Here is a 12562-nt window from a genome sequence, read left to right as displayed (position 1 = left end):
GATAGACAAATGTAAGTTCTATTATAATATTTAAAAACCCGATAACAGTTTAATATCTAATGTAATGGTAATGTTGCTTGTAGCAGACGCTGCCGTGACAAATAGGTAAGTATTTACCTATTGATGTGATGAGGTCAGTGTGTTACGGTCACCTTTTGCAAGCTGTGCACGGTCACTTTGAGATGTGTCTTGACCTTGTCCTGCATCCGGTCAATGCCAATGTTCAGCTCGTTATCGGCGTTTTCGGGATAATGAGTGTCAACATTGTACACCATTTTCCCGTTGCCCCCGCCTGTTGCCTTCAACCCGTCCACTGCTCCACCCTCATAGCTGAATTTGGCGTTAGTATGGATATCCAGATAAGCCAGCTTCCCTTCCACCCTCCGGAGGGTGTAACTGATCTGCATGGCCACCGTCATGGTGGTGGCCCCGATCGGCATGTTGAGCGTATTGTTTTGAACCACCGAATCGCCGATGCTTAGCGTTTTGCCTGGCACCTGCACCTGTGCCAGCACGGTATTCATCATGTTAAGCATCATCGTCCGTGCATTGGCCGGCAATGAAGTGCTCATTACCGAGTCCAACACGATCTTATCATTGGCCGTGTATTTACCGGTCATTCTAATATCCTGCAGGATATTAGCGGCAGATGGCGTGGTAGCACCCTGCCGGGCAGCGATCTTTTCGATATTGAATTCCAGCGGGCATTGCTGATCGCTGCCGCGCTTACCAATAATGATCTTGCCGGTCATCTCCTTGGTGCTGGTAGTGGTCACCGTTTTCCCATTGTTGGCGCCCAATCTCTTTTTAGCCTCAGACGTGGTACCGGTACTGGTCATGCTCATCGTATTGATGGTCACGTTACTCATAGCATACGTGGTTTCGGGCGTATACCTGACACTGAAGTCGATACTTGGCGAACTTTGAGCATAGATATTGGAGGTGGACACCATAGCCGCTAAGGCCATGATGATACACATGGGACGATACGTCATTGTCATAAAGGTCAGGTCTCTTTTTAATGTGTCAGATCATTTTTTCAGCGGCGAGCTTGCCGCTCGTTAGGGCTGCTTCTACCGTACCCATGGCAGTGCCCTGGTACATAAATTCTCCTGCAAAATACAAAGTTTCCTGTACCGGCGTATTCAATATTTGCTGTGAACGAACAGTATCTACTGTATCATAAGCATAAGATCCGTAAGTGTAAGGTTCGGCCGACCAATTGGCCACATGCCAGGCAATAAGATCATTCTTTAATCCTTCCGCATCATGGGAAAAGACGTTACCGAGCGAGGTGAGGGCCTGCATCAATATCTCCTCGTCGGTCCTATCTTTCCAATCATCAGCAGCCGGTCCGCCTAACCAGCCGGTAAGCAACTCCGATGTCGCGGGAGCTTGGGTCCACCAGGTGGGTATGACCTCTTCGGTGAACAGGAAGCCCATATCGCGCATGCTCCCCTGGTCCGCATCTCCGGTGGGCTGGTCCACCCAAAAAGCTTCTTTGAATTGCAGCAAAACTTTGATGACCGAGCCGAAGCCCATCCTATCCAGCGCGGCCGCCTGTTCAGTGATCGGCGGCTCGATCTGGAACTTGCCGTGGGCCTTTTCGGGCGCTTGCCAAACGCCCAACGGTACAGCGAACAATAGCTGTTTAGCCTCATAAACGCTACCGTCGGCCGTATGAGCCGTCACGCTACCTTTTTCCCACTGTAGGCGCTGAAGCGCGGCATTAAGATATATCACGCCCCCGGCTGCCTTGATCGCGCCGGTCAAATACCTGATCAATGCGCAGTAGCCGTCATCAATGCGGTATTGAGCGTCATCGTCCTCGGCTTGCCATTCCTTGCGCAAGGACAGCACGCTTACGCGGTCGGGGTCACTGGTGTCATAGCCTGAAGCATAGCGGCGTACCTGATCTTTAAGTTCCTTGTAGCTTTCATTAACAAAATGAGTATCCAGGAACTGGTTCAGCGTAACCTCCTCCTGCTGCTCATCCAATTTTTGCATCAGTTCATCCCAGCCCTCGATCATGCCGGTGTCCTTTTGAAACTTACCTCCGTCAAATCGCCACATCTCACCACCCGCATGATGATAGCTCAGGCCGGCCTCGGCCACCAAGCCTAAGGTGATCGGTACGTTGCCGTGAATGAACTCGGCACCTAATTCGGCACGCTCAAAAAAATGTGAACGGTAGATGGTGTTCGTGCGGCCACCGGTACGGTCGCGCGCTTCAAGCACGGTGACCTTTTTACCTGCCTTGGCAAGCGTATAGGCTGCCATTAAACCCGCCGCACCTGCTCCAATGATCAGTACGTCTGTGTTTTCCATAAAGTAGTGTAGATGGCCGCAAGGTAAAGATATTTTCATTAAAAGTTAATGAGAACGGCACCGCACGGAAGGGCAGATACGACCATCTGCTTTCACGGAATAGTTACAATAATACCGCTAAGGTATGATCAGAGCACCATCTTCAAACCGTCGTATGCCAACTGGATGTTGGCAGGCAACTCCTTTGATACATCGGCGTGTTTACCCAAACGGTGACTGATGTGGGTGAAGTAAGTGGTCTCGGCGCCTACCTCGTTGGCCAGGGCGATAGCCTCGTCAAATGTCAAGTGAGAGATGTGCGGTTCTTTTTGCAGCGCGTTAACGATCAGGATGCGGCTACCTTTAATGCGCTCCATACCCAAAGGCGTTATGGTCTTGGCATCGGTTATGTAACTCACATCCTTTACCCTGAAGCCCATGACCGGCAACCGGTAATGCAACACGGGTATTGGCGTGAACGCTACCGGACCTATGTGGAAAGGATCTGTGGTGATGGTATGCAGATCCAGTTGCGGGATACCCGGATATTTGTACGCTGCGAAGATGTACTCGAACTCCCGTTTAAGCGACTCCTGCACCTGCTCGGTGGCATACACCGACATCGCTTCCTGCTGTTTGTAATTGAACGCGCGCACATCGTCCAAACCAGCGGTGTGATCCTTATGCGCATGAGTGAATACCACCGCATCGAGGTGCATCACCTTCTCGCGCAGCATCTGGTATCTGAAATCGGGTCCACTGTCGATCACGATCACCTTACCCTCATCCTCTATCATGATAGAGGTGCGCAGGCGCTTGTCATGCTTATCAGTGGAGGTACATACCTCGCACTCGCAGGCAATAACGGGTACGCCCTGTGATGTTCCGGTGCCTAAAAAAGTAATGATCACAATTGCAGTTCGGTTTGTTTGATCTGGTGGTAAAAGGCCAGTTGTTTATCATCAAGATGACGGGCATCTATCTCCAACTGCCTGATCAGTTCGGCCACTGATCGTATCTTGCTTTCGATGTTCGAGAATTTGTTCACCACGATCATCTGGCTGTTCTGTAACAAACAGGCACCGGTTTTAAAGTTGCCTTTTTCATACCTCACCTTGTACCCTGCACTTTTAAGCAGTGTTTCAAGTTTTTCGAGCGTATGAGTGGTGGGTGTAAGCATCGATCTCAAATATAGTGAACCGCAAGGCCGGTAGTGTCAATTATTTTACAATTGAGCCGTTGTTTATCTACCTTGCATAATCTTAACTCTATAACAATTTCACCATGCGTAAGTTCTCGATGCTTTTGATCTGCCTTTTACAGGGTCTTTTCCTATTGCTTTACCCTACTGTTTCCAATGCACAAAATAAGGGGCTTCTTTGGCAAATAAGCGGCAAGAACATCAAGCAGCCGACCTACCTATTCGGTACCATTCATATCTATGATACTTCCTTGTACAAGCTGCCTGCGCCGGTAATGGCTAAACTGGCTCAGGTGAAAAAGGTATATTTTGAGCTCGACTTTGGCCATTTGAACCCTGCCGAGATCGTTAAGTACGCCATGGTGACCGACTCGGCCCAACAACTGAACAAATTACTGGATACCGTTATGCTGGCCAAACTGAAGCGTGCCGCTAAAGATCAACCTACGCTATCGTTACTGGCCATGAATGGTGCCCTTTACCGGTTCAAGCCCATGTTCATTATGCCAATGTTCCTGAATAACGGAAAGACCGTGACCATTGATATGGAGATGTACAAGCAAGCGGCGGCACAAAAGATCGCGATAGAGGGCCTGGAGACGGTCGCCGAACAGATGAACGCGATCAATACCGTGACCATAACCAAGCAGGCACAAATGCTTACCGACTTTTTAAAGACCTATACCGGGGCTGATCCACTGATCAAAAAAATGACCGCCACCTATGTGAAGCAGGATACGGACCACTTACTGGAGGAGATGAATGAAGGAGCACCGCTTGATGCCGACTTTAACAAGGCCTTGCTCATTGATCGCAACAAGGTAATGGCCGACCGTATGAGCAAGGCCATGGGTTCGCAAAGCACCATGTTCGCCGTAGGGGCAGGACATTTGGGTGGCAAGGACGGCCTGATCACCTTACTGCGTAAAAAAGGCTTTGTGGTGAAGCCCGTTCCGTTCGCGTTCCTCAAAGCACATTGATCCATACCGAACATCAGGTGTACGAATATGAACATTTCACCTTCACTATATTTACACAAAACACTGAATAACAATTACTTGAACACATGGCATGATGTTTAGACCAGGTAGAACACCCACTTTGCCGTCATGTTAAAAAATCATTTCAAGACCGCTTTCAGAAGCCTGCTCAAGAATAAGGCGTTCACCCTGATCAACATCATCGGCCTCGCCATTGGCATCAGTGCCGCGATCGTGATCTATTTGGTGGTGCAGTACGATCTGAGTTTTGATAAGTTCCATGCCGATGGTGACCGGATCTACCGCGTGGTGGGGCAGCTTGATCTTAAAGGACAGGTGGCCTATAATTCAGGTGTAGAAGCACCCTTGGGGCAGGCTATCCGCAAAACGGTGCCTGGGATAGAACTATCGGCCCCATTTTATATTTATGGACCCAATGTTACCGTAAAGATACCTCAGCCTTCAAAGGAAAGTGCCGTGTTGCGCAAACAGAACCAGATCATGATCACTGATGGTTCGTACTTTGACCTGTTCCAGTACAAGTGGCTCGCCGGTTCGGCAAAGACGGCCTTTGATCAGCCCGACCGGGTGGTGTTAACGGAAAGCCGTGCAAAGCTATACTTCCCTACGCTATCATATACCGATGTGATCGGCAAACAGGTGATCTATGCCGACACTTTGCGCGCTACTGTGTCTGGCATCGTTCAGGACCTTAAAGAGAACACCGACCTTACCTTTCACGATTTCATCAGCTTTGCCACTGCCTACCGCGATCGCGACCCGATAGCTTATTATGATGCAAACAGTTGGAATAGTACCTACTCATCTCACCAACTCTTTATCAGGCTCGATCCAAAAGCATCACCTGATGCGATCGCCAAAAAGATCAAAGCGGTATACCTCGGTCATAGTAAAGGTGAATGGAGCAACAGCCAGTCATTTAACCTGCAACCCTTGAGCGATGTGCACTTCAATGCTAACTATGACAACTTTGACCAACGGCTGGCCAACAAAAAAGTACTCTACGGACTGTTAGGGATTGGGGCGTTCCTGCTTTTACTGGCCTGCATCAATTTCATCAACTTGAGTACTGCACAGTCGGTACAGCGTGCCAAAGAGATAGGGATACGCAAGACCATTGGCGGCACCCGCGGTCAACTCATCAGCCAGTTCCTGACCGAAACACTTTTGCTTACCGTGGCCGCTACCATCCTATCGGTGTTCATGGTCAACATCTTGCTCAAATTATTTGTCAGCTTTATTCCGCCGGGCGTTACTTATGCCAGCATGTTCACGCTGCCGGTATTCATATTTATCGTGCTTTTGGTGATCGCTATCACGCTGTTGTCAGGTCTGTATCCGGCAGTGGTGATGTCGCGTTATCAGCCGGTGCAGATTATCAAGGGTCAGGCCGTCATTACGACGGGCAAAGGCAATAAACAATACCTGCGCAAAGGCCTAACGGTGGCTCAATTTGTGATCGCCCAAATATTTGTGATGGGCACTTTGCTCGTTGCCGGCCAAATGCGGTACCTGCTTCGTAAAGACCTGGGATTTAAAAAGGACGCGGTACTAACGATCGAGACACCCAGAACGCACCCGCAAGGCGCCACCGCCAGCGTATTGCTGAACAAGATCAGGCAATTACCACAGGTAGCTAATGTGAGCCTTGGGTCGGCAGCGCCATCTTCCAAGGGCAGCATGTCTACCTTGATGAAATATATGGATGGCAAAAAAGAGATCGAAAGCCGCGTATTCCTGAAGTATGGTGATGACAACTACTTTAAACTGTATGGCTTTAAACTGGTAGCAGGCAGACCTCTGCAAAACAGCGATTCATCCAGCGCGATCATCATCAATGAGACCTATGCCCATGAGTTGGGCTTTCAAGACCCGGCACGGGCCGTGGGTAAAAGCGTGTTCTCTAACGCCAACGACAAGCAGGTACAGATCATAGGTGTGGTACATGATTTTCATGCTTTATCGTTACATGCCGGCATCATGCCATTGGCGCTGGTGTGCAGTACTGACCCTAATTACAACCGGGTGATCCACGTGGCTTTAAGGAGCGATGCGGATCAGAGCACAAAGTGGAGCACGGCCATAGCCCAAATGCAAAAAGATTGGAAAATGCTTTACCCCGAGCAAGAATTTGAATACAATTTTGTGGATGACTCCGTTGCCCGGTTCTACGAAGCGGAGCAGAACACCGGCAAGCTATTGAACTGGGCTACCGGCCTCTCGGTGCTGATCAGTTGTTTGGGGTTGTTAGGTTTAGCCATTTACACCACCAACCAACGCACCAAGGAGATAGGTGTACGCAAGGTGATGGGTGCCACGGTTACCCAGATCGTATCGTTACTGAGCATGGATATGGTCAAACTTATCGTACTGGCCTTCGTGATCGCCATGCCCATTGCGTGGTACGCCATGAACCAGTGGCTACAGAACTTTGCTTATCACACCACGATCAACATCTGGCTTTTTGTTGGCACCATTGTGATCACTGTTGGCATCGCCGTATTGACCATGAGCTTCCAAACCGTCAAAGCTGCCGTAGCTAACCCGGTGAAAAGTTTACGGAATGAGTAGGTTTTGACTGGTTGAGTAGTTGAGTAAGTTGAATGGTTGACTAAGTAAAGTGATTGATGAGTTCGAGTGACCTGCTTCGGCCGTTATCGCTACTGCTTGACTATTCAACTACTCACTTATTAACCATTCAACTACTCAACCATTCAACCACTCACCCCTCAATTAACCTCACAACCCCATGTTCAGCAGGTCCTGGTAAACCTGTACGTATTGCCCTACATGCATACCATCCATCAAGGCATGGTGAACGTGGATAGAAACGGCCATGATCTTTTGGCCATCAACGTCGGTTATGCGTCCGAAGCTGATCTTAGGTACACTGTCGCGGTAACTGAACATGCGGGCGTGCGACATACTGGTGAAATTTAACCACGGCAAAGCCGAGTAATGGATCGTATTTTGCGCGGTACCTTCGGCAGTAGGCATCAGATCGGTGGTAGAGCGTACCAGCTCGATCTCTTTTTCGGCACCTTCTAAAAAGGTCTCAAAATCGGCACTGTAGCTAAAGTATCCAAAGCCAAAGGTGCCGTCAGGCCGGTTTATGGTAGGCGAAGCATTCACCACATCATACACCATCACACCATCATCCTCAATCCGGTACCGGAACGGCTCCACCAAGTTGGCGGCATTGAGTGATTGATAAAGGTAGTATATGAACAACGATACTCCGCTGGCCTTGGCGTGCTCGTAGGCGAGTGTAAGGTCAACGTTGACGGTAACGCCGAAGTATGGCTCCTCAAATTGCTTAAAAAAGTTAAAGTGGTGCTTGCGCGGCCACTTTTCAAGGTCAAGTTGGTGTTTCATGGTAACAAATGCGGCAGTACATCTTTCACGTGTACGGCACTTATAAAATTAGGATGCTCTACCTGGTGTTCAACGGTCTCATGTATCCAGGTGATGTGATATGGGATATGAATGGCATGCCCGCCTATGGCCAGCACCGGCAGCACGTCAGACCGAAGCGTGTTACCGATCATTAACAACTCATCAGGGTGGATGTCAAGATGCTTGACCAGCTTGCTGTAAGCAGCCTCATCCTTTTCGCTCATGATCTCGATGTGGTGGAAGTATTTGGCAAGGCCCGAGCGTTTAAGTTTCCGTTCCTGGTCAAGCAGATCACCTTTAGTGGCCACCACCAAACGGTAATGCCCCTGTAAAGCTTGTAACACTTCCTCTACCCCGTCCAGCAGCTCGATCGGCTCATTGAGCATCTCTTTGCCGATCTCAAGGATCTTATCAATGGCCGATACATCGATCCGGTGGTCAGTGATCCGCAAAGCGGTCTCGATGAGTGAGAGTACGAACCCCTTGATGCCATATCCATACAACTTAAGGTTATCGATCTCGGTCTTGAACAATTCGCGCTCAACATCATGTACCGACATAAAATCGCTGAACATATTGCAGAAACGCTCTTCGGCTCGCCTGAAATAGGGCTCGTTCACCCAAAGCGTGTCATCGGCGTCAAAAGCGATAACTTTTACGTTTTTCATCACTACCTCAATTTGATGCAATTATAACAAAAAGAGCTGATGCAGGCGTCCAAGTCATGGCCACACGCCCGTGTCGATCCAAGTTCAAAACACGTAAGGAATTTGGTTTTTAAAACTAATAAGAATATATTAGTGCTTGAAATAGCAGCCTTGGGTTGTTGTTTTCATAAGTATATTAGATCACAAAGGCCGGGTGCGAGACCCGGCCTTTGCTTTTTAATCACCTACTGAGAGCGCTATTGATCGCTGCGCATGTTCCTGGCCGGGTTTGCCCTGGCCGCTTTAAAGGCCTGTGCGCTAACCGTGAGCACCGCTAACATCAAGGCGATGCAGCCTGCCAGTACAAAGGTTACCCAGCTCAGGTTAATACGGTAAGTGTAACCTTGCAACCAATTATCCATCAGCCACCAACCTATAGGTGTGGCAATAGCTAAGGCAATGACCACCAACATCACGAACTCTGAAGTAAGCAGCCTGATCACATTGCCAATACTGGCGCCCAGCACACGGCGTATGCTGATCTCTTTGGCGCGGCTCTCTGCCATGTATGCGGCCAGTCCGAACAGACCTAAACAAGAGATAAAGATGGTAAGACCGGCAAATAATGCCGCCAGTGTGCCTGTTCTTACCTCGTCGGCAAATTTCTCGGTATAACGCTCATCAACAAATTTGTATTCGAACGGATATTGAGGATTATATTTTTTGAATACTTCCTCGGTACGCTGTAAGCTTTCCTTTACTGGTAGCTGCGGGTTCAACCTGATCACCATGTTATAATTCCAGTCGCGGTAACCGTGGATCACCATAGGCTCGACCGGGCTGTACGGCGACCCGATGATCAAATCTTTGAACACGCCCACCACAGTGAGCGGCTTATCGTTATAGTAAATGGTGGCCCCTACCGGGTCTTTAAGCTGCATACGTTTTACAGCGGCCTCGTTCAACATCACAGCGTTCGTATCGGTCGGATGACGCTCCAAGTCGATGTCGCGGCCACTCAACAGACCGGCATCTACAGTACGCACAAAGTCGCCCGTGGTATTGAAACGAGTGAACGACACCTCTGGTGGTTTCCCCTGACCATTGGGCCACCGGTAATTGGACGACGTACTCACCTGCTGAGTGACAGAGAACGCCAGCTTAGCGGCCGAGGTTGCCGCCCCTGTGCTCACCAACTCGCTACGGATGGCGTTGAAGTCCTTATTGATATTCCCTTCTATGGCCACATCAATGAGCCCGTTCATGCTGTAACCGCTATCACGTTGTTGTGCATGCATGATCTGCCGGTAGATCACCACTGTGGCCACCACCATCACGATCGCTACGCTGAATTGCACCACCACCAACGCCTTACGTGGTGTGAAAAGGCTACGCCCACCACTGCCTAAGCTACCCTTCAATACTTTTACCGGCCTGAACGCCGATAAAAAGAACGCGGGATAACTTCCGGCCAGGACCCCGGTGATCAGAATGAAGGCGATGAAACCTATCACAAACACCGGGTCAGTGTACCTGATGGATAAATGCTCGTGAGTAAAGCTATTGAAGGCAGGCAAACATAACTGAACAATGACCAGTGAAAGCAGCCCGGCCAAAAAAGCGATCAGTACCGACTCGCTCAGGAATTGCCAAACGAGGCTCAATCTGCCTGCTCCCATCACCTTGCGTACCCCGACCTCGCGGGCGCGTTTCTCGCTGCGGGCGGTGCTTAAATTCATGAAGTTGATACAGGCCACCAACAGGATCAGTGCGGCGATCAGCGTGACGAGGTGCACAACATCGATCAGTCCGCCGGTCGGCTGCGTTTTGTTGAATTTGTTATATAGATGCCATTTGCTTAGAGGATGTAGAAACACTTCGGTCTTACTGTCCTTAGTGTGGCGGGCGTACAGATCTTGCAACTTCTGATCGAACTGGGCGACGTCTACACCTGGCTTTAATTGCACGTAAGTATGATAGCTGAAATTATTCCAGGTGTTGCCTGCGGTATAATACTTCTCGTTAGCGGCCAGTGACACCAAGTAATCGAACTGGAACACCGAATTGGACGGCAGATCATCCATCACACCGGTAATGCGGTAATTTTGCTTACTGTCGATGGATACCATTTTGTTGAGCGCACTCTCATGGCCAAATAATTTGTCTGCCAATGCACGTGTGATCACGATATCGTTCACGCCATCAAGCGCATGTTTGGCATCACCCTCAATAAGCGGAAAACTGAACATGGTCAGGAAAGGTTTGTCCACATCGCGGCCGTCGGCCTTGATGAGCTTGCCCTGGTAGTTGAACAGGCGCTGCACCGGCCAATAGATCCGCGCGGCGTCCTGAACCTCCGGGTATTCATCTTTCAAGGTAGCGGCCAGTGGGCCGGGCGTTTCCTCGAACGACCAGGTGTTGCCCGCCTGGTCACTTGCCGTTTGCCAGGCCTCGAACAAAACGTCCTTGTTGGCATGAAAATCATCGTAGCTATATTGCCGCTGGATCCAGGTGTAGATCAGTATGGTGCCGGCCATACCTACTGCCAAGCCCAAAATGTTGATGATGGTGAACGACCTGTTCCGAAACAGGTTACGCCAGGCAATTATTAGATGATTTTTCAGCATTTACAGTACAAATTTCTGTAAATACAGAGAAAAATATGCCGTTTATTTAATTAATTGATTATCAATATCTTAAACTCAATTCACATTCATCCACCGTACGATTCCGAACGATCAGTGTTCGGCGCTGCCACAACATTAGGCAAGGCACTTAGCATTCGATATACCTAACCGGTCCTGTTCAACTTGCCTAATGAGCAGGCCTCCGGCTAAATTTGTTTGCTTTGCACTGACACAAAACGCAAGCTAATCTGTTGTTAATTACCGCAATTAATACGTACATTTGCGCCCTAAAATTCTATTTGAAGAAAATATGAAATTATCTCAATTTAAGTTCGATCTTCCCGAATCACTCATTGCTCATGATCCTTCTGACGTTCGTGACGAGTCGCGCCTGATGGTGCTTCACCGCGATTCGGGCAAGATAGAGCATAAGATATTCAAGGACGTATTGGATTATTTTGATGATAAGGACGTGATGATCCTGAACAACACCAAGGTATTCCCTGCCCGTATGTACGGCAACAAGGAAAAGACCGGTGCTACCATCGAGGTCTTCCTGCTGCGCGAGTTGAATAAAGAACTACGCCTTTGGGACGTGCTGGTAGATCCCGCCCGTAAGATCCGCGTAGGCAACAAGTTATACTTTGGCGATGACGACCTGCTGGTGGCTGAGGTTGTAGATAACACTACATCACGTGGACGTACCATCCGCTTCCTGTTCGATGGCACCGACGAGGAATTCCGCCGTAATGTGGAGATCTTGGGTGAGACGCCACTTCCAAAATACATCAAACGTAAAGCTACCGCTAACGATAAAGAGCGCTACCAAACCATCTTCGCCAAAAATGAAGGTGCTGTTGCTGCTCCCACTGCCGGCCTGCACTTTAGCCGTGAGCTGATGAAACGCCTTGAGCTAAAAGGTGTTGAATTTGCGGAGGTTACACTGCACGTAGGTTTAGGAACCTTTCGCCAGGTAGAGGTTGAGGACCTGACCAAACATAAAATGGATTCGGAGCAATTCATTATCGAGCAGAAACAAGCCGATATCGTGAACCGTGCCATCGAGCGTAAAAAACGCGTTTGTGCGGTAGGTACCACTTCAATGCGCACCATCGAGTCTGCAGTATCGGCCAATAAGACCTTGAAAGCTGCTAACGACTGGACCAGCAAGTTCATCTTCCCTCCATACGAGTTCAGCATCGCTAACAGCATGATCACTAACTTCCACACACCAGAGTCGACCTTATTGATGATGATCTGTGCATTTGGTGGTTATGAGAACGTGATGAATGCCTATGAGATCGCTGTAAAAGAGAAATACCGCTTTTACAGCTACGGCGATGCCATGCTGATCATTTAGTGAATGGTTGAATGGTGAGCAGT

General features: G+C 49.1%; 10 protein-coding genes. 3 read left to right on the top strand and 7 right to left on the bottom strand.

The features are described from left to right. Positions 1-134 precede the first annotated feature (134 nt). The 4 genes from LLH06_RS06340 to LLH06_RS06325 form a co-directional block, all read right to left on the bottom strand. Complete coding sequence (locus tag LLH06_RS06340; protein ID WP_228172423.1) at positions 135-1001, bottom strand: hypothetical protein; 867 nt, start codon at positions 999-1001, stop codon at positions 135-137. A 25-nt stretch (positions 1002-1026) separates the two neighbouring features. Beyond that, positions 1027-2328, bottom strand: a complete 1302-nt coding sequence (locus LLH06_RS06335) for a flavin monoamine oxidase family protein (RefSeq protein WP_228172422.1) — start codon at positions 2326-2328, stop codon at positions 1027-1029. Positions 2329-2456: 128 nt separating this feature from the next. After that, positions 2457-3218, bottom strand: a complete 762-nt coding sequence (locus tag LLH06_RS06330) for an MBL fold metallo-hydrolase (RefSeq protein WP_228172421.1) — start codon at positions 3216-3218, stop codon at positions 2457-2459. After that, positions 3215-3487: a hypothetical protein gene (locus tag LLH06_RS06325; protein ID WP_228172420.1), complete on the bottom strand. Its 273-nt coding sequence runs from the start codon at positions 3485-3487 to the stop codon at positions 3215-3217. Before LLH06_RS06325 ends, LLH06_RS06330 begins: the two co-directional genes overlap by 4 nt. 104 nt (positions 3488-3591) lie before the next feature. Between LLH06_RS06325 and LLH06_RS06320 the strand changes: the two genes are divergently transcribed. Together LLH06_RS06320 and LLH06_RS06315 are read left to right on the top strand one after the other, a co-directional pair. Continuing rightward, positions 3592-4488, top strand: a complete 897-nt coding sequence (locus LLH06_RS06320) for a TraB/GumN family protein (protein WP_228172419.1) — start codon at positions 3592-3594, stop codon at positions 4486-4488. Positions 4489-4617: 129 nt separating this feature from the next. Then, a complete protein-coding gene (locus tag LLH06_RS06315; protein WP_228172418.1) occupies positions 4618-7080 on the top strand; it encodes an ABC transporter permease in 2463 nt (820 codons plus the stop codon). 168 nt (positions 7081-7248) lie between these two features. Here LLH06_RS06315 and LLH06_RS06310 read toward each other — a convergent pair whose 3' ends face one another. The 3 genes from LLH06_RS06310 to LLH06_RS06300 form a co-directional block, all read right to left on the bottom strand. Continuing rightward, positions 7249-7884, bottom strand: coding sequence for a chloramphenicol acetyltransferase (locus LLH06_RS06310; RefSeq protein ID WP_228172417.1), 636 nt, complete (start codon positions 7882-7884; stop codon positions 7249-7251). Next, the gene (locus tag LLH06_RS06305; protein WP_228172416.1) at positions 7881-8573 is read right to left on the bottom strand and encodes an HAD family hydrolase; all 693 of its coding nucleotides are present in this window, start codon (positions 8571-8573) and stop codon (positions 7881-7883) included. Before LLH06_RS06305 ends, LLH06_RS06310 begins: the two co-directional genes overlap by 4 nt. Before the next feature lie 236 nt (positions 8574-8809). Further along, positions 8810-11179, bottom strand: a complete 2370-nt coding sequence (locus LLH06_RS06300) for an ABC transporter permease (RefSeq protein WP_228172415.1) — start codon at positions 11177-11179, stop codon at positions 8810-8812. A gap of 310 nt (positions 11180-11489) precedes the next feature. On the opposite strand from LLH06_RS06300, the gene queA reads away from it, so the two are divergent. Further along, complete coding sequence (gene queA / locus LLH06_RS06295; RefSeq protein WP_228172414.1) at positions 11490-12539, top strand: tRNA preQ1(34) S-adenosylmethionine ribosyltransferase-isomerase QueA; 1050 nt, start codon at positions 11490-11492, stop codon at positions 12537-12539. Positions 12540-12562: the final 23 nt, after the last annotated feature.

The sequence above is a fragment of the Mucilaginibacter daejeonensis genome, assembly GCF_020783335.1.
GTDB classification, from domain to species: domain Bacteria; phylum Bacteroidota; class Bacteroidia; order Sphingobacteriales; family Sphingobacteriaceae; genus Mucilaginibacter; species Mucilaginibacter daejeonensis.
Note: the sequence above shows the minus strand (reverse complement) of the source record. Positions and strands in the feature narration are given on the sequence as shown.

Coding starts and splice junctions, on each gene's coding strand:
- LLH06_RS06340 (WP_228172423.1), bottom strand. CDS start 1,001: ATGACAATGACGTATCGTCCCATGTGTATCATCATGGCCTTAGCGGCT.
- LLH06_RS06300 (WP_228172415.1), bottom strand. CDS start 11,179: ATGCTGAAAAATCATCTAATAATTGCCTGGCGTAACCTGTTTCGGAAC.
- LLH06_RS06335 (WP_228172422.1), bottom strand. CDS start 2,328: ATGGAAAACACAGACGTACTGATCATTGGAGCAGGTGCGGCGGGTTTA.
- queA (WP_228172414.1), top strand. CDS start 11,490: ATGAAATTATCTCAATTTAAGTTCGATCTTCCCGAATCACTCATTGCT.
- LLH06_RS06325 (WP_228172420.1), bottom strand. CDS start 3,487: ATGCTTACACCCACCACTCATACGCTCGAAAAACTTGAAACACTGCTT.
- LLH06_RS06315 (WP_228172418.1), top strand. CDS start 4,618: ATGTTAAAAAATCATTTCAAGACCGCTTTCAGAAGCCTGCTCAAGAAT.
- LLH06_RS06310 (WP_228172417.1), bottom strand. CDS start 7,884: ATGAAACACCAACTTGACCTTGAAAAGTGGCCGCGCAAGCACCACTTT.
- LLH06_RS06320 (WP_228172419.1), top strand. CDS start 3,592: ATGCGTAAGTTCTCGATGCTTTTGATCTGCCTTTTACAGGGTCTTTTC.
- LLH06_RS06305 (WP_228172416.1), bottom strand. CDS start 8,573: ATGAAAAACGTAAAAGTTATCGCTTTTGACGCCGATGACACGCTTTGG.